The organism is Streptomyces maremycinicus (assembly GCF_001184025.1).
GTDB classification, from domain to species: Bacteria; Actinomycetota; Actinomycetes; order Streptomycetales; family Streptomycetaceae; genus Streptomyces; species Streptomyces maremycinicus.
This window is the reverse complement of the sequence record NZ_BBYG01000010.1, coordinates 571348-589880: the sequence shown is the minus strand read 5'-3', so window position 1 is coordinate 589880 and position 18533 is coordinate 571348. Positions and strand designations below refer to the sequence as shown.

At 74.1% G+C, this 18533-nt stretch carries 14 protein-coding genes; 10 read left to right on the top strand and 4 right to left on the bottom strand.

Annotated features, from left to right (window positions below; genetic code table 11):
* The first annotated feature begins 177 nt into the window (after positions 1 to 177).
* The 5 genes from AOQ37_RS10175 (at position 178) to AOQ37_RS10155 (ending at position 8063) form a co-directional block, all read left to right on the top strand.
* Positions 178 to 1086 (top strand): BadF/BadG/BcrA/BcrD ATPase family protein, encoded by a 909-nt coding sequence (locus tag AOQ37_RS10175; RefSeq protein WP_062643413.1) that lies wholly within the window; start codon positions 178 to 180, stop codon positions 1084 to 1086.
* Positions 1087 to 1335: 249 nt separating this feature from the next.
* The gene (locus tag AOQ37_RS10170) at positions 1336 to 3252 is read left to right on the top strand and encodes a phosphatase PAP2 family protein (RefSeq protein WP_062643411.1); all 1917 of its coding nucleotides are present in this window, start codon (positions 1336 to 1338) and stop codon (positions 3250 to 3252) included.
* Positions 3253 to 3984: 732 nt separating this feature from the next.
* Complete coding sequence (locus tag AOQ37_RS10165) at positions 3985 to 4908, top strand: MurR/RpiR family transcriptional regulator (protein WP_062643409.1); 924 nt, start codon at positions 3985 to 3987, stop codon at positions 4906 to 4908.
* A 301-nt stretch (positions 4909 to 5209) separates the two neighbouring features.
* Entirely contained in the window at positions 5210 to 5590 is a 381-nt protein-coding gene (locus AOQ37_RS10160) for a hypothetical protein (protein WP_199824970.1), read from the top strand.
* Between the two features lie 130 nt (positions 5591 to 5720).
* A complete protein-coding gene (locus tag AOQ37_RS10155; protein WP_062643625.1) occupies positions 5721 to 8063 on the top strand; it encodes a SpoIIE family protein phosphatase in 2343 nt (780 codons plus the stop codon).
* 233 nt (positions 8064 to 8296) lie between these two features.
* On the opposite strand, the gene AOQ37_RS41985 is transcribed toward AOQ37_RS10155, so the two are convergent.
* Positions 8297 to 9232 (bottom strand): peptidoglycan-binding domain-containing protein, encoded by a 936-nt coding sequence (locus AOQ37_RS41985; protein ID WP_062643408.1) that lies wholly within the window; start codon positions 9230 to 9232, stop codon positions 8297 to 8299.
* Positions 9233 to 9289: 57 nt separating this feature from the next.
* Positions 9290 to 10117, bottom strand: coding sequence for an ATP-grasp domain-containing protein (locus AOQ37_RS10145; RefSeq protein ID WP_062643407.1), 828 nt, complete (start codon positions 10115 to 10117; stop codon positions 9290 to 9292).
* 245 nt (positions 10118 to 10362) lie between these two features.
* Here AOQ37_RS10145 and AOQ37_RS10140 point away from each other — a divergent pair, with 245 nt between their 5' ends.
* The 4 genes from AOQ37_RS10140 (at position 10363) to AOQ37_RS10125 (ending at position 15725) form a co-directional block, all read left to right on the top strand.
* Positions 10363 to 11211, top strand: a complete 849-nt coding sequence (locus tag AOQ37_RS10140) for a bifunctional methylenetetrahydrofolate dehydrogenase/methenyltetrahydrofolate cyclohydrolase (protein ID WP_062643406.1) — start codon at positions 10363 to 10365, stop codon at positions 11209 to 11211.
* 151 nt (positions 11212 to 11362) lie between these two features.
* Positions 11363 to 12076: a TetR family transcriptional regulator gene (locus AOQ37_RS10135; RefSeq protein ID WP_199824975.1), complete on the top strand. Its 714-nt coding sequence runs from the start codon at positions 11363 to 11365 to the stop codon at positions 12074 to 12076.
* 230 nt (positions 12077 to 12306) lie between these two features.
* Positions 12307 to 12720, top strand: coding sequence for a Zn-ribbon domain-containing OB-fold protein (locus AOQ37_RS10130; RefSeq protein ID WP_062643402.1), 414 nt, complete (start codon positions 12307 to 12309; stop codon positions 12718 to 12720).
* Positions 12721 to 12929: 209 nt separating this feature from the next.
* Complete coding sequence (locus tag AOQ37_RS10125) at positions 12930 to 15725, top strand: alpha/beta hydrolase family protein (protein WP_062643400.1); 2796 nt, start codon at positions 12930 to 12932, stop codon at positions 15723 to 15725.
* A 69-nt stretch (positions 15726 to 15794) separates the two neighbouring features.
* On the opposite strand, the gene AOQ37_RS10120 is transcribed toward AOQ37_RS10125, so the two are convergent.
* Positions 15795 to 16175, bottom strand: a complete 381-nt coding sequence (locus AOQ37_RS10120) for a PPOX class F420-dependent oxidoreductase (protein ID WP_062643399.1) — start codon at positions 16173 to 16175, stop codon at positions 15795 to 15797.
* 43 nt (positions 16176 to 16218) lie between these two features.
* The gene (locus AOQ37_RS10115) at positions 16219 to 17418 is read right to left on the bottom strand and encodes a MalY/PatB family protein (protein ID WP_062643397.1); all 1200 of its coding nucleotides are present in this window, start codon (positions 17416 to 17418) and stop codon (positions 16219 to 16221) included.
* On the opposite strand from AOQ37_RS10115, the gene AOQ37_RS10110 reads away from it, so the two are divergent.
* Positions 17417 to 18520: a type 1 periplasmic-binding domain-containing protein gene (locus AOQ37_RS10110; RefSeq protein WP_374701490.1), complete on the top strand. Its 1104-nt coding sequence runs from the start codon at positions 17417 to 17419 to the stop codon at positions 18518 to 18520. The genes AOQ37_RS10115 and AOQ37_RS10110 overlap by 2 nt on opposite strands.
* Positions 18521 to 18533: the final 13 nt, after the last annotated feature.

Below are 18533 nucleotides of genomic sequence, written 5' to 3'. Positions count from 1 at the left end.
CGATTGCTCTTGACGCACTGTACTTCGTTAGTTAACTTCCTAACGAACTTCACGGTACTCGCCTGCCGTGCTCGTCAGAAGCCCGTCCCGGGGCTTCCCTAGTTCACCGATCCGCAATCCCTCAGACACGGTTCGCCCGCCGTCGCAGCTCGACGCAGCAACGACGAAAGAGGATCCGTGCAGGACTCTCCCCCTTCGGCCGCCCTCGTGGTCGGCGTCGACGTAGGCGGCACCAAGACCCGCCTCCGCGCCCTCGCGGGCGGCGTCACCGTGATCGACCACGTCCGCGCCAGCACCGGCTGGCGGCCGCACGACCCGGCCGCCGCCGCACGCTGGCTCACCGGGCTCGTCCGCGAGACGCTGCCCGGTGACACCCGCCCCGCCGCCTTCGCCGTGGGCGCGCACGCCTGCGAGACACCCCGCCAGTGCGCGGAGATCCGCGACGCCCTGGAACTCTCCCTCGGTGTGCCCACGCGCGTGGTGGGCGACGCCGAACTGCTCGTTCCCGCCGCCGGACTGGACCGGGGCGTCGGCCTCGTGGCCGGCACCGGCTCGGTGGCGGTGGGCCGGCTGCCCGGCGGCGACCCCGTCCAGGTGGGCGGCTGGGGCGCGGTCCTCGGCGACGAGGGCGGCGCCGCCGGTCTGGTCCGCGAGGCGGCCCGGGCGGTGTGGGCGGCCCACGACCGCGGTGCGGAGCCCGGCGCCCTGGCCCGGCGTCTCCTCGCCGCTCTCGGCGTGCCCGAGGTTCCGGCGCTCGGCGCGGCCCTGGAGGCCGCCTCGGACGTATCCGCCGAGTGGGGCCGGCACGCCCCCGCGGTCTTCTCGGCGGCGGCCGACGGCTGCGCGCTCGCCGACTCCGTGATCGCCGAGGCCGGTGCGGCGCTCGCCGCGCTGGTGGCCCGCCTCGCCGCACGCGGTGTCGCGGTCGACGACGTCGTCGTGGCGGGCGGTACGGTGCTCGGCCAGCCGGCGCTCTACGCGGCGTTCACCGCCGGACTCGCCGAGGCGGTGCCGGGGGCGCGGGCGCGGCCGCTCACCGTGCCGCCGGTCGAGGGCGCGGTCGCGCTGGCGCGCTCGCTCCTGTGAGGCGCGGGCTCCCCGTTCACCCGCGGGACACGCACCGGCCGCCCGGTCATCGCGGAAGCGACACGACCCGGCCGTAGATCTTCGCTCGCAGGCGTCTTCCGGCCCACCCGTCGTCACAGGACGGACGGGCCGCACCCGCTCGACGTACCCCGCACGTATCTCAGCCGCACGTATCTCAGCAGGTATCCCGTACGGACCCCGCACGTCCTCCCCGGCCGCACGGCCGACGAACCCGAAAGAGGCACCCGCATGCCGTCACCCGCCGGGCCGTCCACCTCCCCCGCACCGAACAGAAGGCGCTTCCTGAAAGCCTCCCTCGGTGGTTCGGCGGCGCTGCTGGCCGCTCCGACGCTCGTCTCCTGGCTGGGCGCCGCCGACGCCGAGGCCGCCACGAGCGCGCTGCCGTTCGTCGACGACTACAAGACGAACGTCCTCACCAACCTCACGCCCGAGACCAACGCCGTGGTGCGGATCCTGGGCGGCTTCGCCAAGGTGTGGAAGACCGGCGCCGCCTGGAACACCGGCACCGCGCTGCGGCCCGAGATACTGCGCGCCAACATGCGCTACTGCATCGCGGTCACCCGCTCCCGCACGGAGGCAGCGGGCCGGCAGGCGTTCGTGTACGACCGTCAGCACCAGAGCTACGCGATGATCGCCGGACTGGGCCCCCTGGCGGACCTCTACAAGGCCGGCGCCAAGGCCGTCACGTCGATCACCGGCGCGCCGGACACCACGCCCGCCACCACGATCAGCGACGCCGTGCCCGCGGACGCGCCCGCCGGTTCCGCCGTCGGCGCCGGCTCCTACGCCTCCGACCTCGGCCAGGTCGCCAGGCTCGTCGACACCGTGCGCGGCCCGTTCGCCTCCGGCAACCCGGGCAAGTACGCCTTCCAGTACCCGCGTCCGTGGCGCATGAACGAGAACAGCGAGGTCGTCGACACCGGGAGGACCGACGCCCTCGGCTACCCGGTGTACGACTCGAAGGTGGTCGTCGTCCCGCAGCTGCTGCGTCAGCGCGGCACCTCCGCGACCGACGACGGCGGCTTCCCCAGCGGGCACACCAACGCCTTCCACCTGGCGTCGCTGGCGTTCGCGTACGCCGTGCCGGAGCGGTTCCAGGAGCTGGTGACCCGCGCCCTCGAACTCAGCCACACCCGGATCGTCTCGGGCATGCACTCCACCGTGGACGTCCTCGGCGGCCGCATCATGGCCACCGCGCTGGCCGCCGCCGCGCTCGCCGACCCGGCCAACGCCGATCTCAAGGCGGCCGCGCGCGCCCAGGCGCTGGCCTACTTCACCGAGAGGACCGGCACCACGGCCGACACCCTGGCCGCCTACGCGCACTCCGACGCCTCGGACGCGTACGCCGACCGGGAGGCCAACGCCCGCGCCAACCAGCCCCGGCTGACCTATGTCCTCGAACGCCAGGGCCGCAGGACACCGCTCACCGTCCCCAAGGGCGCCGAGGTGCTGCTGGAGACCCGGCTGCCGTACCTGAGCGCAGCCCAGCGCCGCGAGGTGCTGCGCACGACCGCGCTGCCCTCCGGGTACGTGCTGCTGGACGGCTTCGAGCAGTGGGGCCGGCTGAACCTGTTCGCGGCGGCGGACGGGTACGGCGCCTTCGACTCCGACGTCACGGTCACGCTGGACGCGGCGAAGGGCGGCTTCGACGCGGCCGACGTCTGGCGTCACGACATCGACGGCGAGGGCGGGCTGACCAAGCGCGGCTCGGGCACGCTCACGCTGACCGGCCACAACCGCTACCGCGGCGGCACCGTGCTGGCGGACGGCGTGCTCGTCGCCGGACACGCCGACGCGCTCGGCCACGGCGATGTGCGGCTGACCGGCGGCACCCTGCGCGCGGGCGCCCCGGTGCGGGTGCGGGGCGGGTGGGCCCAGGAGTCCGGCGCGACCGTGGACCTGACGTTGCGCGGGCATCACGGTCCCGCCCTCACGGTGTCCGGGCGGGTCCGGCTGGACCGGGGCGCCGTGCTGTCGCTGCGCCTGGACGCCGACCGGCCGCCGGTCGCGGGGACGACCGTCCCCGTGATCGCCGCCGCGGCGCTGCGCGGCCGGTTCGACCGGGTCGAACTGGACTCCGACCGGCTGCGCGCCGTACCCGTGTACACGGCGGACGGTCTGTCGGTACGACTCCTGAAGCGGTAGCACCTCTCGCGGCGGGAGCCGGTGCGGAGCGAGCCCCCGAGGCGGCCGCGCACCGGCTCCGGCCACCGCCCGGCCGGTGTCACCGCGGGACGGACGAGGGCGACCGAAGCGCACCCGGCCCTGAAGACGACCCCCGCCGCGGCCCGGCCGGGGGGCCTGGCCCGGCCGGGGGACCTGCGGGTAGCCGCCCGACCGGCCCGCCGACGCCACTCGTCCCGGCCCCGGCGGCCGTCCCGCCGACCCTGACGACCGACACGACAGCCACCACCGCCGTACGGCAGACGCCGACCACCAGCCCGCCGACGGCCACTCGACCCGCTCCCGGCGGCCATCCCGCCGACCCTGACGACCGACACGACAGCCACCACCGCCGTACGGCCGACACCGACCACCAGCCCGCCGACGGCCACTCGACCCGCTCCCGGCGGCCGTCCCGCCGACCCTGACGACCGACACGACAGCCACCACCGCCGTACGGCCGACACCGACCATCGACGAGCTTGTGTACGTCGCCGCGGCGGCCGGCTGCCGCCAAGAGCACCGGGGACGCCTCAACCCGCACTGGCCGCGCTCGCCCCGCACGCCTGCTCCTCCGACGTCGTCGCGCACGGTTCGCCGGCTGTACCGGCGGTAAGCCGTGATCACCGGGTGCGCGAGGGGCGCCTTCGCCGACCCTGTCCGACGCGGCGCCTGAAGTATGTTGAGCCCGTGGAAGACAAAGGAGGCGCACCGGTGCCATCGCCGCAACAGGCACGCGCACAGGCATCCGCGATCACCTCGGGCAGAACCGGTCCGGAGACGGAGGTGTCCCCGACCTCCCGGCTCAGGGCGCTCTTCGACGGACCCCATCTGTCCCCGGGGCAACGGCGCATCGCCCAGTATCTGATCGAGCACATCACCGAGGCGGCGTTCCTGTCGATCACCGACCTCGCGGACCGGGTCGGGGTCAGCCAGCCCTCGGTGACCCGGTTCGCCGCGGCGGTCGGTTTCAGCGGGTATCCCGCGCTCCGGGAGAGGCTCCAGTCGATCGCGCTGGGCGCCCTGGCCGGCGGTCCGGCCGCGGCCGAGGTGAACCGGAGCAACGAACTCCAGGCGGCGGTCGAGGCGGAGATCGAGAACCTGGAGAACCTGCGGCGCGACTTCGCCGACCCGGACCGGGTCATCGACGTGGGCCGCAAGCTCTCGCAGTCGACACCGCTGACCATCCTGGGGCTGCGGATCTCCGTCTCGCTCGCCGAGTACTTCGCCTACGCCGCCCGCCGGGTCCACCCGGACGTACGGCTGGTCACCCGGGGAGGCAGCGTCGCCTACGACGCGCTCCTCCAGTCCCGGGAGGCGGGCGGGACCTGGGTGCTGGCGTTCTCGATGCCCCGGCACGCACACGAGACCCTGACCGCCGTACGGGTCGCGCGCAGCGCCGGTCTCAAGGTCGCGCTGATCACCGACCTGGCGCTGGGGCCGGTGGCCGACGAGGCCGACGCCACCTTCGCCACCGGCACCGGTTCCCGCCTGGTCTTCGACTCCTACGCCGCCCCCGGCGTGATGGCCGCGGCGCTGCTCCAGGCCATGACCGACGCGGGCCCCGAACGCACCCAGGCGAGGCTCGAGGAGTACGAGCAGATCGCCGAGCAGCACCAGTTCTTCCTGCGTGAGTGACCGGCTCCGCCAGACCACCCCCCTCCCCCGGAAATGCACAGAGGGATCATTGCGGGCAAATCGCGCATGAATGTTTTCATACGCCTTGCAAAGCAGTCGGCATATATAAATACTGCTCACGGCCGCATCCGCCCGCAAGGGCTCATGTACGAGCGCCCGAAGCCGCCGTCCCCTACCCGCGTCGGCGCCCAGGGCGTTCGGGGCATCGCTTGCGCGAGCGCCCGTGGCGGCCCCGGCCTTCCCCTGGGCCGGGGCCGCCCCGAACCGTCGGACCACCGTCACGACGCCAACACCGGAAGCGATGATCATGACCCTGACGACGACGCGCATCAGCTCGGACTGGCCGTGCCAGGTCAAGACTCCCGGCAGCTACGACTGGGAGCGCTCGGCGGCCAAGTGGCTGCGCGAGCTGGTTCCCGCGCGCTACGCGAGCTACCCGGCGCTGCTGCGCCACCCGGTCCTGCTCGCCCGGCACGCGCAGATCCAGGTCCAGAACGAGGTCCGGGTGGCCCGCACCGCCCTCCAGACCGCCCGCGCCGACCTGCCCCGGCTCGGCCTGCCCGAATCGGTCATCGAACACACGATCAAGATGTACGCGGCCGAGGTCATGCAGCTCCAGCACATCGCCCGCAGCGTCCGGGCGGTCACCGAGGCACTGGCCGAGCAGACCTCCGGACGCTGAACGGAAGATCCGCCCGTGCCGCCCGGACGGGTATCACGCCTGGCGGGAGCGTTGCCGCAAGACCCGGATCGAAGTCACCCCGATGTGCCATGCTCAAGGTGTGACGAGCGACCCCACGCAGTCCGGTGACATGCCCGACGTGACGGCACTCACCCGGGTGGTGGCGCGTCAGCGCGCGGAGCTGGACCGGCTCCAGGACCGAGCGGCCACCACCGCCGTGCTGGAACGCGCCAAGGGCGTGGTGATGGCACAGCTCGGCTGCTCGCCGGACGCAGCGCACGAGGAGCTCCAGCGACGCGCCAAAACCGGACAGCGGACGCTGCTCGAGGAGTGCTGGATCAGCCTCGGCACGCTCTCCGCACCGCCCCACGGCCCCGAGTGCCCGGCCCCGGCCGACGCGCCCGCGCGCATCACCGCACCGGAGCCGGCCCACGACGAGATCGACGCCGCCGCCCTCGGCCGCCTGAGCCGCGCCCTCGTCCGCGTCGGCACCCCGCACGATCTCGCCCGGTGCCTCCTGGACCGGCTCGCCCCCGACGTGGGCGCCGGCGCGGTGATGATCTTCGCCCGGCGGCCGGGCGGCGGGCTGGAGCTCACCGGGCACGCCGGCATCGACAAGACGCTGGCCGACCAGTGGAGCCGGGTGCCGCCGGTCAGCGGGATCGCCGCCCTGGACGCCCTCGTCACCGGGCAGCCCCGCTGGCTGGAGGACATCCAGGAGGACGGCAGGCGGTACCAGCTGATCGGGGACCCGCCCGAACGGTGGCCGTCCCGGGCCTGGCTGCCGGTGGTGACCGGCGCGTCGGCCGAGGTCGTGATCGGGATCCTGCGCCACCGCGAGGGCGCCTTCGCGCCCCCGGTGCGCGAACACCTGCTGGCCGTCGCCCAGTTGTGCGCGGGCCCCCTGCGCTCGTTCGGCACCCGGCCGGGCCCGTCCGCCGGCGGGGCCGCCGACGCCTTGCAGACGGTGCTGGACCGGCTGCCCGTCGCGGCGGTGCTGCTCGCCCCGCTGCGCTCCGCGTCGGGTGACGTCGAGGACTTCCGGGTCGACGCCGCGACCAGCGTGACCTCCGACGCCGTCGGCCGCAGCGGGCGTGAGCTGGTCGGGCTGCGCTTCCTGGAGTGCTGGCCTGAGGTCGCCCACGATCCGCTGTGGGAGGGCTGTCTCCAGGCGCTGGCCGGTGACCGGCCGTACGAGAGCGAGCCGTTCGCCCGGCAGCAGATGGTGTCCGGGGTGAGCGAACTGGCCACCTGTTCGGCCCGGGTGGTGCGGCTGGGCGACGGACTGGTGCTCAGCTGGGTGCGGCACGATCCGTCCGACCGGCAGGAGCAGCGGCTTGCGGACGTGCAGCGCCTCGGCAACCTCGGCTGGGTCACCTGGAACCTGGAGACGGGCGAGGGGACCTGGTCCTCCCAGGTCTTCAGCATCTTCGAGCGGGACGCGGCCCAGGGCGTCGTCCCGCTCCAGGGGCTGCCCCGCATGGCCTCCCCCGAGGACGTACCGACGCTCGCCCGCGCCGTCGGGGAACTGGTACGGCACGGGCGGCCGTGCGACGTGCCGTTCCGGGTCCTCACCCGGGCCGGGGTCCGGCATCTGCGGGTGGTCGCCGAGGCCGTCTCGGACGCCCAGGGCACACCCGTCGAGGTGCACGGCTTCGTGCAGGACCTCACCGCGCAGCGCAGCGCCGAACTCGCTCTCGTGGCGAGCGAGCGGGCCATGCTCACCCAGCACGGCGTGCTCGAGGCCGAACGCCTGGTGGCCGCCCGGCTCCAGGACGCGCTGCTGCCCCTGCCGAAGCAGCCCGTCCGGCTGGCCGGACTCCGCGTGGACATCGCCTACCTGCCCGCGCAGTCGGGTCTCAGCGTCGGCGGCGACTGGTTCAGCGCCATCGAACTGCCCGACGGCGACGCCCTGTTCGTGGTGGGTGACGTGGCCGGGCACGGCATGGGCGCCGTGGCGTCGATGGCCCTGCTGCGGTTCACCGCCAAGGGCATGGTCATCACCGGTTCGTCGCTGACCGGAGCCCTCAGCCGCCTCAACGCCCTGCTGCTGCACTCCCGCGATCCGCACGGCTCGGCGACCATGGTGCTGGCCCGCTACAGCCCGCGCGAACGGCGACTGGAGTGGGCGCAGGCCGGCCACCCCCCACCGCTGCTGGTGCGCGCCGGTGAGGCCCGCTATCTCGACCGTCCCTTCGGGATACTGCTCGGCGCGACGGACACGCCCCGCTACGAGGCGGCGGAGGTCGTCCTGGAGCCCGGTGACCAGGTGCTGCTCTACACCGACGGCCTGGTGGAGCGGCCCCTGGAGAGCGTCGACCGCGGTCTCGAACGGCTGGCAGCAGCCGCCGCCCACCGGGCCGGGGACGCCCCCGCGGCGCTGGACCGACTGCTCGGCGCGACGCTGGAACCCGACGGACGCGACGACGTGTGCGTGCTCGACATCCAGGTGCCGCCGGACGCCGAGCGGTAGGACGGCCGGAGGGCCGGACGGCTCAGTCGTCGCGGTGCCGCCAGTACCAGAGCGCCCCGACGGCGACGGCCAGCAGGAACACGACGGGCAGCACCAGGCCCGGGATGCGGGACACGTTCATGCGGACGGCTTTCGGCTCGACGGGTCGGGGTGCCGACCGCGCGCCGACCCGCCGTCCATGGTGGCACGCGCCGCCCCGCCCGCCGTGGCGGGTTTCCGAGGCGTTTACCCGGTCATCCCCCCATCGAGGCCGTGCGGGCCTCCAGATCGCGCCGGGTGTCGTCGCCGTAGACGCCGCTCTCGTCGCCTCGGATGCCGTACCAGAGCTGGAAGCGCGCCACGGCCTCGGTGAGGACGGTGCCGTAACGGCCGTCGGTGGGGCCGTCGTCGTAGACGTCCGGGATGCGCAGCAGGCGCTGTTGGAGGTCGGTCACCTCGGCGCCGCTGTCCCCCTCGCGCAGCGTGCCGGCGCCGTCGGGGTCGACGGACCCGGTCGCGGTGGCGGCCGGGGTCGGAGCGGCCGCCGTCGGCGGGGGTGTCCGCGCGGCCGCCTCGCCGCCCCGGCCGGGCAGCAGCAGCGCGCCGGCGAAACCGGCGAGCGCTGCGGCGCACACGCCGACGGCGATGGCGCCCCGGCGCACCCGCGCGCCGGAGGGCGCACGCCTGCGGCCTCGGGCAGCGTCCGTCCCCTGGACGGCGCCTGCTCCGGCCCGCCCCCGCGCCGCGTCCGCGCGCCTGCCGGGCCCGCTGCCGCCGGGCAGGACCCGGGTCTCGCCGCTCCCGCCTGCCCCGTCCCGGGTGCCTCGCTGGCTCGCCCCGGCCCGGGTGCCGCGCCGGTTCGCCCCGTCCCGGTCGCCGCTCCCGGTGCGCCGGTCCCGGTCGACGCCCTCGGTGCGCCAGTCCCGGCCGCCGCGTGGCCTCGGCATGGCCGGCGCGCCGACGGTGGTCGCCTCGTCGCGGTCCAGCGGCGGGAGTTCCTCCGTCGGCGCCTCCTCCTCGGCCGGCTCGGGCCGCAGGGGTATCGCCTCGTAGGCGTCGGGGTCCTGGGTCAGCTCGGTCATCTCGCGGAACAGTTCCGCGAGGGCGTCCGTGTTGCGCGGTCGCAGGACCCGGATGGGTTCCAGGACCGGGCGTTCGTGCGGCTTTCCCGGTTCCTCCGGTGTCGGCACGCTCGTCTCCCTCCCGTGGGTCCCCCCGGAGAGATACGGGCGGACGGGCGGGCGGGTTCAGCCGGCGAGGAAGCGGTGCAGGGAGCGGGTCGTCGCGGCGACGAAGGCGTCCTGTCCGGCCTCGTCCAGGGCGTCGAGGGACAGGTAGGGGTTGAGGTCCTCCAGCTCGACCAGCAGCAGTTCGCCGTCGGGGGTCCGGCAGGCGTCGACGCGCTGGATGCCGTGCGCGAGGCCGTTCCAGTCGATGAAGCGCCGGGCGAACTCCAGGTCCCGCACGGTGGGCCGGTAGGGCTCCAGCTGCCAGCGGCGGTCGGGGTGCGGCGCGTACAGGGCGTACTGGAAGTCGTGGTCGATGTAGGTGAAGGAGACCTCGTACACGAAGTCGACGCGGGGCTGGACCAGGACCGAGCCGTCGGCCAGGGCGGGGAGCTCGTCCGGCGGCAGGATCCGCAGGCCTATGGAGTCGGCGCCGAGCTTGGGCTTGACGACGTACCGGTCGGACTCGGGCAGCCGGCCCAGGTCCTCGGTGCGGTCGACGGTGGGGATGACGGGGTAGCCCGCGGCGCTCAGGTCGACGAGGTACTGCTTGCCCGCCATGTCGGCGCGGCCGGTGAGCGGGTTGTAGACGCGTACGCCGTCGTGGAGCGCGCGCTCCCGGAAGGCCTCGTACTCCTTGCGGTAGCCCAGGACCGGGCCGCTGTTGCGGACGACGACGCCGTCGAAGGACTCCATCAGGGCGGCCGCGTCCAGCGGGTGGCACAAAGCCAGGTCGAAGTCCGCGCGCAGCCGGGACGTGAGAAGGACGTCCTCGTCGCAGTAGCGGCGCCCTCGGGCCGGGTAGGCCAGGTCCGTGACGTAGAGCAGACGGGGGCGGGCGGCGGACATGCGGTCTCCTGATGACGGGTCGAAGGGTGCGGAAAGGTTACGTCAGACGGTGTGCGCGGCCGGTCCCGGAGCGGTACCGCCACGGCCGGGGGTGCCGCCGCGGCCCACGGGTCTCCCGGTGGCGGCGGGACTCGGGAGGGGTGGCGGGGCTCCCCGGGGGCGGCGGGACTCGCGAGGGGCGGCGGGCGGGCGGGCCGTACGATGACAGGACCGTCGTTTTTCTCCCGAAGGGCTCGTCGACTCCCGTGACCACCGCAACGCTGCTCGACGGCAAGGCCGCCGCGGCCGACATCAAGAACGAACTCGCCCTCCGCGTCCAGGCGCTGAAGGAGCGGGGCATCCATCCGGGGCTGGGCACGATCCTCGTCGGCGACGACGCGGGCAGCCGCTCCTACGTCGGCGGCAAGCACCGCGACTGCGCCCAGGTCGGCATCGCCTCGATCCGCGTGGAACTGCCCGCCGACGCCGCGCAGGCCGACGTCGAGGCCGCCGTGCTGCGGCTCAACGCCGACCCGGCGTGCACCGGCTTCATCGTGCAGCTGCCGCTCCCGGCCCATATCGACACCCACGCCGTGCTGGAGCTGATCGACCCGGTCAAGGACGCCGACGGACTCCACCCGACGAACCTCGGCCGGCTGGTGCTGGGCATACCGGCCCCGCTGCCCTGCACCCCGCGCGGCATCATCGACCTGCTGCGGCGCAACCGGGTGGAGATCACGGGCCAGCAGTTCTGCGTCATCGGCTGCGGTGTCACCGTGGGCAGGCCGCTGGGTCTGATGCTGACCCGCAGCACCGAGCACGCCACGGTGACCCTGTGCCACGAGGCCACCCAGGACACGGCCGCGCACGCCCGGGAGGCGGACGTGGTGGTGGCCGCGGCCGGAGTGGCCCATCTGGTCCGGCCCGACTGGATCAAGCCGGGCGCGACGGTGCTGTCCGTCGGCCTGACGCGCACGGTCGAGGGCATCCTCGGCGACGTCCACCCCGACGTGAGCGGCGTCGCCGGTTCCTTCTCGCCGCCCGTCGGCGGGGTCGGGCCGATGACGCGGGCGATGCTGCTGACCAACGTGGTCGAGGCGGCCGAGCGCATGTGACACCGGGACCTCGGTGCCGGACCTCCGGTACCGGGACCCCGATACCCGGGCACTCGGTTCCCCGGCGGAGGGAACTGAGTGCCATCCGTGCCGCTCAGATGTTACGTTCGCGTCCATGAGCGCCACTCACAAGGCGGAGGCCAAACCGCCCATGCGGGACGCCCTGGTCGCGGCGGCCTTCCGGCTGTTCCTGGAACGGGGTTACGAACAGACCACCGTCGACGACATCGTGGCGCTGGCGGGCGTCGGGCGGCGGTCCTTCTTCCGCTACTTCCCCTCCAAGGAGGACGTGGTCTTCCCCGACCACGAGCGGTGCCTCGCGGACATGACGGCCTTCCTGGCGGCGAGCGGCGAGGAACACGAGCCGGTGCGACGCGTCTGTGACGCCGCCCGGCTCGTGTTGCTGATGTACGCCGAGAACCCGTCCTTCTCCGTGCAGCGCTACCGGCTCACCAAGCAGGTGCCCGGGCTGCGGGCGTACGAGCTCTCGGTCGTCTGGCGCTACGAGCGCGCCCTCGCCGCGTACCTCCGGGGCCGCTTCACCGGCCGGCCGGACGGCAACCTGCACGCCGACGTGATCGCGGCCGCGGTGGTCGCCGCCCACAACAACGCGCTGCGCTCCTGGCTGCGTTCGGACGGCGAGGGCGACGCCGGGTCGACCGTGGACCACGCGCTCGGGTACGTGCGGTCGGCCTTCGGCACATCCCCGACGGACCCGGCGCCCACGGCCCGCCCCGCGTTCCCGGCGCTCCCCGCGCCGCCCGCCGACGGGCCGCCGGAGGACGTCGTCGTGGTGGTCGCCCGGCGCGGGGCACCGCTGTGGCGCGTGGTGCAGGAGATCGAGACGACCCTCGGACGGGACTGACCCCGCTCGGCACCCGTGCCGAGAGGCCCACCGACCCCGCCCCGGCCCTGCGTCGAACCCCCGCCGAACCCGCGCCGAACCCCCTCAAGATTGCGGGTACGCAGTGCCTTTACGAGTGGCACTGAGTGCCATACTCTGTGGGCGTGCACGGTGGCACGGCTGACCGGGCACGTGCGTGCACGGGCGAGCCGAGCACGTGGATTCCGGCCGAGTGCAGGGAGTTGACCCGCGTGTACCACTACTCAGGAAACGCCGTTCAGCAGGCCGCCGGCTCCGCGGCGGGCGTCCTCGACCGCGCGAGCACCGACGGCGACACCATCCTCTTCCAGCGCTGCACCTGGTGCGGCACCGCCATGTACCACCGCCTGCTGTGCCCGGTGTGTCAGGGCAGCGACCTGCGCACGGAACGCAGCGAGGGCACCGGCACGGTGCGCCACGCCACGGTGGTGAACCGCAACACCCCGGCCGCCCGCAACGTGTCCTTGGTCGAGATGTCCGAGGGGTTCGTCGTCCGCGGCCGGGTGATGGGCCCGCTCATCGGTATCCACAGCGGCGACCGCGTCCGGCTGTCGACGGTCAAGGACCCGGTGCGCGGCGAGCCCGTGTTCCAGCTCCTCGACGAGCCGTACCGGGCCTGGCACTAGCACCGGAACGGCACTGACGCCGGCACTTCGCGCGCTCGGATCGGGGCCGGCGAGACCGGACAGCGGGTTGCCGCTGTCCGGTTCTTTGCGCTCGGCCGACCGGGTTCCCGGACACAGGCAACCCACAGCGGTGCTCTCGCCTCCTCCGGGGCGCGAGGGGCTCCCGATACGGACGGGGCCCCCGCGCTCCGAGTGTTGAGGAGTGGACCTTGATCCGTGCCCGGCGAATAGGTGTCACCGCCGTGGCCGCGCTCGCGGCCCTGGCGGGAACACCGGGACTGGCACATGCCCGACAACCGTCCGAGACGAGACCGTCGACCGCCGTCGCCGACAGCGGCCTGCCCCAGGGGTGGCAGGTCGGCGGCGAGGGCACCGCACGTGAGCTGGTGTGGCGGTCGGCCACACCGGTGCCCCTCGGTGACGCCCGCGTGGAGTTCCGCGCCGGCGACCGACTGCTCGGCCTGCCGACGACGGGGAAGGACGGGCACACCTTCCGGCTCTCCCTCGACGGCGTCGGCGACACCCCCCTGAAGGACCTGCGCGTGCTGGCCGGCGGACGCCGACTGGACGTGCCCGCCGCCGACTCCGCCCCCGGTGGGCGGCGTTCCCTCCCCCGCGAGCAGCCCTCGGCCCAGGCCCAGGCTCCTGCCCCCGCCCCCGCCAACTCCGTCGACCCCGGCAGGCCGGGCGCGTACCGCACGGTCAGCGGCGAGTACGACCTCGCGCCGGTGACGCTGCCGGGCTTCGCCCGACCGGTGGAGATGCGCGCGGTCGTGGTGGCACCGAAGGGCGCCGTCGGCAAGCGGCCGCTCGCACTGTTCCTGCACGGCCGGCACACCACCTGCTACCGGCCGGGCAGCGAGGAGTTCGACATCTCCTGGCCCTGCCCGGCCGGCATGAAGCCGATCCCCAGCCACCGCGGCTACCTCCAGGACCAGCAGCTCCTCGCCTCGCAGGGCTACGTCACCGTGTCGGTGTCCGCGAACGGCATCAACGGGCAGGACGGGGAGGCCGAGGACGGCGGTGCGCAGGCCCGCTCCTCGCTGGTGCGTCAGCACCTGGCCAGGTGGGCCGACTGGGCCGCGCACCCGGGCCACGCCCCGGCGTCGGTGCCCTCCGCGACGAAGGCCGACCTCTCCCGGGTCCTGCTCGTCGGCCACTCGCGGGGCGGCGAGGGCGTCAACCGCGCCGCCCTGGACAGCCTGTACCCGCCGCCCGCCGCGCAGGACGGCTACCGGGGTCCGGTCCGCTGGAAGATCCGCGGAACCGTTCTCGTCGGACCGACCGTCTTCGGCCAGAATCCGGTCGCCGACGTGCCGTCCGCGACGATCCTGCCGGGCTGCGACGGCGACGTCTCCGACCTCGAGGGCGAGACCTACCTCGACGGGACCCGGGGCATCAGCACCGGCGCGGCCCTGCACAGCGCGGTCTACATGGTCGGCGCCAACCACAACTTCTTCAACACCGAGTGGACGCCGGGCAAGGCCGTGGCTCCTTCCTTCGACGACTTCTGGGAGGACCCGGAGGCGCAGCAGCCCGACCCGGTCTGCTCCACCGGTGCCCCCACCCGGCTGACCGCCGACCAGCAGCACCGGGCCGGCGCGACCTACATCGCCGCCGCGGCCCGGCTGTTCGTCGCCGGTGACGACCGGGCGCGCCCGCTGCTCGACGGCACCGGCCGGCGCGCGCCCTCCGCCGACCCGGCCCGGGTGCTGACCCACGCGGTCGGCGCCCGCCGCACGGGCGGCTTCGTGCCCGACGGCGGAGTCGAGGTGAGCGGCGGCCGGGTGTGCTGGGCGGACCCCGATCCGGCCAGGGCGTGTCTGGACGCCGAGGCCACCGGTAGGTCACCGCACTTCGGCTGGTGGGACGTGGAGAAGGACTCCGGCAAGAGCGCGGTCGCGCTGAAGTGGTCCGCGCCGGGCACGCCGACGAGCATCGCGTCCCTGGCTCCCGTCTCCCTCGCCGGAGCCGAGAGCCTGGCACTGCGGGTCTTCGTGCCGCCGAACACCACCGGCACCGAGCTGGACGTGTCCGTCGCCGACACGGCCGGCCGCCGCGCCACGCTCGGCCGGGTCACGGCCGACGGCCTACCGGGCTCCGACCGCACCGCCTCGTACTGGGCCCGCGAGCTGCGGGTCCCGTTGTCCGCCGCCACCCGTGCCGGCCTCGACCTCGGGCACGTCAGGTCACTTGCGCTGACACCGCGTTCGGGCTCCGGGCAGGCGTGGTTCATGGACGCCTGGGGCTGGGCCCCCGGCACACCCTCGGTGCGCGCGGCGGCGCTGCCGCGCGTCGACATCGGCCGGATCACGGCCGACGAGGGCGACTCCGGCACCCGCACCTATCACGTCCCGGTCCAGGTGTCCGGCCACGGCAGCGGCCGGGTGCGCTTCTATGTCGTCGACCCGGAGACCTCCGAGGCCACGGAGAAGCTGGTCTCGGTCCGGCCCGGCAGCACCCCGATCGACGTGCCGGTCGAGGTGAAGGGCGACACCCGCTTCGGCTACGACGTGACCCAGGACCTCCTGGTGAAGGCCGTGCGCGGCGCGGTCGTCGGCTCCTACCGGGGCGGGGTCACGGTGCGCAACGACGACGCGGCGCCGGAGGTGTCCCTGACCCCGGTCGCGGACCGGGTGACCGAGGGCGAGTCGCTGAGCTGGCGGATCACCCTGTCCGAGACCGCCGACGTGAACTTCTGGCAGCCGGTCCGGGTCCTGCCCGTCACCGACGGCGCCGAGCTGTCCACCAAGGACGTGGACCCGCGGTGGCTCGCGGACTACTCGGGTGATGTGCCCGACCCGGAGCGTCCGCTGTCGGACGCGAACCTGTGGGTCTGGCTGAACATCCCGGCCGGGACCACCGTCGCCGACTTCACCGTGCCCACGGTGCGGGACCAGGTGGCCGAGCCGGCCGAGTCGATGCGTCTCGCGCTGACCGACGACAGCGCCGAGCCGCTGCCGGACCGTCCGGTGCTGACGGGGACGGTCGTGGACGCGCCGTAGCGCGCTCGCGCCGTGCGAAAGGGGCCCGGAACCGTGCGGTTCCGGGTCCCTGCCGCTCCGTCGTCGCGCTCACAGCGTGACGCGGATCCCGACGGTCCCGTCCAGACCCCGGCGCAGCCTGCTGCCGAGCAGGGTGAGGCGGCCCACGACGCCGTACTTGCGGGCGAGCAGGGTGCGGTAGCGGGCGGTGGTCTGCGCGTCGCAGATCTCGGCGGTGGCCGGGATCTGCTCGCCGGTCGGGTTGCCGCGGACGTCGCAGGGCCCGACCAGCACGTCGCCGCGGGCCCGGATCCGCTTCACCTTCCACGCGTCGGCGGCCGACCAGGCCCCGAGCGCGTCCCCGTCCCGCACCACCCACACGGGAGTGGCCACTCCTGTTCCGTTCTTGCGGTAGCTGGTGATCAGCAGGTACTTGCCCGACGCCAGCCGGTCGAGCGCGTTGTCAGCCATCCCCGCAGTCTAGGCACCGGACCGTTCCCGTACCTCGGCGGTTTCAGCTCGTGGGACCGGCGGTTCGGCGCAGGGCGGCCGCCATCCGTCGCACCCCCTCGGTGAGGACCTCCGGCGAGGTGGCGATGTTCAGACGGACGTGCCCGGCCCCGCCCGTGCCGAAGTCGAGCCCGCGGCTGAGGGCCACCCGCCCCCGTTCCAGGAACACCGCGGCCGGATCGTCGCCGAGGCCCAGCGCCCGGCAGTCGAGCCACGCGAGATAGGTGGCCTCTCCGGGCCTGTAGGCCACGCCCGGCAGGTGCTCGGCCAGCAGGGCGGTCAGCAGTCGGCGGTTGTCGGCGAGTCCGGCCAGCAGGGCGTCCAGCCAGCGCGTGCCGTCGAGCAGGGCGGCCGTGTGCGCGAGCACCCCCACATGGCTCGGCCCGTGGGACACCTCCTCGGGCAGACGGGCCAGGTCGGCCGCCGCCTCGGGGCCCGCCACGGCCAGGGCCGCCTTGAGCCCGGCCAGATTCCACCCCTTGGAGGCCGACATCAGCGACAGTGCGTTCTCCGCGCCGGGGACGGCGAGGTAGGGCACGAACCCGGCCTCCGGGAGGACGAGCGGCGCGTGGATCTCGTCGACGACCACGCGGACGCCGTACCGCCGGGCCAGCGCGGCCACGGCGGCCAGTTCCCGCGCGGTGTGGACGGTGCCGGTCGGGTTGTGCGGGCTGCACAGCAGGTGCGCGACGCGGCCGCCCCCGGTGACGGCGCGCCGGTAGGTGTCCTCCAGTACGCCGAGGTCGAGCCTGTCGTCGTCACCGAGGGGCGCCTCGGCGATCCGCCGGTCCAGGTGCTCCACGAACGGGAAGAACGGCGGGTACACGGGCGAATTGACGACCACCGGATCGCCGGGTCCCGTCACCAGCTTCAGCATCTCGACGACGCCCATCATCACGTCGGGCACGATCGCCGTCCGCTCGACCGCGAGCCCGTCCCAGCCCCACCGCTTCGCGGCGAACAGGGCCAGCGCCTCTGCGTAGGCCGTGCCGGCCGGATAGCCGGTGTCGCCGAGGGCCAGGGCCCGCGTCACCGCGTCGACGACCGGTTCGGCGAGGGGCACGTCCATCTCGGCGACCCACAGCGGAAGGACGTCCGCGGGGTACGTGCGCCACTTCATGCTCGTACGACATCGGAGCCGGTCGAGCGTGAGGGCCTGTAAAGGGTTCGGCTCACCGGGCGTCTCGTGCGGGATGCTGGTCATGGGGCACAAGATAGGGGGCTGTGGTGTGACCTGGGATCACGTGAACGGGACAGTCGTGGCGGAGGCCGGCGGCGTCGTACCGGAGATCGCCTGCGACGAATCGGGTTCGGACGGCGAGAACCTCACCGGCGGCAACACGGACGTGTTCGCGCACGCGAGTGTGCTGCTGTCCGCCGATTCCGCCGCCGGACATGTGCAGGAGATCAGGAACCGCATCCGTTCGCCCGCCGAGGAGTACAAGGCGAACCATCTGCTGCGGGAGAAACACCGGGCGGTTCTGGAATGGCTGCTCTCGGCGTCGGGCCCGCTGTACGGGCACGCCCATGTGCACCTCGTCGAGAAGTCCTTCTTCGTCGTGGACCGGGCGGCCGACCTGCTGCTCGGCGACCCCGGGGCGGCCGTTCCGCTGTTCCGGCAGGGGCGGCGGACGTTCACCGAGGAGGAATGGCGGCGATTCCTGGAGGCGGCCAACCAATTGCTGTGGGTGCGCCACGAAGGTGCGTCGGACGAGCCCGTCGAGCACTTCTTCCGCACACTCGAGGAACTGCGGCTGCGGTATCCGGGGACGGCGGTGGCCGAGACCCTCGCACGGCTCGCGGAGGAACGCTCCCGCGCGCTCGCCTACCGGGCCGGGATCCAGGACGGGCCGTTCGTACTGACCCCGGTCCTCAACCCCCTGCTGCCCTCGATCCTGCACACGGCCGCCCACTGGAGCGCCGGCGGGCGTCCGGTCCGGCTCGCGCACGACCGGCAGAACATGCTCACCCCGGAGCGGATCGCCTGGATCGAGGGCGCGGCCCGGATACGGGGCATCCGGCTGGCCGGATTCCGGCTCGTCGTCTCGCGGGACGACGCGCGGGTGCAGCTCGCCGACTTCCTGGCCGGCATCGCCCGCCGGATCGCCTCCGACGAACTCAACGGCCGCGGCGACCCGGCGCTGACCGCGCTGCTGCGCCCCTACACCGGTGCGGCGGCCGTGTGGGGCGACGAGCGCAGCTGGGCACGGCTCGGTCCGGCGACCGCGTCGGACCGACGGCCCGCGCAGCTCGACTCGCCCGTTCAGGTTGCCGGTCGACGCTCCCCCGGCCCGGCGCCGAGGTGATCGTCCGCGCGCT

Coding starts and splice junctions, on each gene's coding strand:
- AOQ37_RS10170 (WP_062643411.1), top strand. CDS start 1,336: ATGCCGTCACCCGCCGGGCCGTCCACCTCCCCCGCACCGAACAGAAGG.
- AOQ37_RS10160 (WP_199824970.1), top strand. CDS start 5,210: ATGATCATGACCCTGACGACGACGCGCATCAGCTCGGACTGGCCGTGC.
- AOQ37_RS10155 (WP_062643625.1), top strand. CDS start 5,721: ATGCCCGACGTGACGGCACTCACCCGGGTGGTGGCGCGTCAGCGCGCG.
- AOQ37_RS10145 (WP_062643407.1), bottom strand. CDS start 10,117: ATGTCCGCCGCCCGCCCCCGTCTGCTCTACGTCACGGACCTGGCCTAC.
- AOQ37_RS10135 (WP_199824975.1), top strand. CDS start 11,363: ATGCGGGACGCCCTGGTCGCGGCGGCCTTCCGGCTGTTCCTGGAACGG.
- AOQ37_RS10120 (WP_062643399.1), bottom strand. CDS start 16,175: ATGGCTGACAACGCGCTCGACCGGCTGGCGTCGGGCAAGTACCTGCTG.
- AOQ37_RS10110 (WP_374701490.1), top strand. CDS start 17,417: ATGGGGCACAAGATAGGGGGCTGTGGTGTGACCTGGGATCACGTGAAC.
- AOQ37_RS10115 (WP_062643397.1), bottom strand. CDS start 17,418: ATGACCAGCATCCCGCACGAGACGCCCGGTGAGCCGAACCCTTTACAG.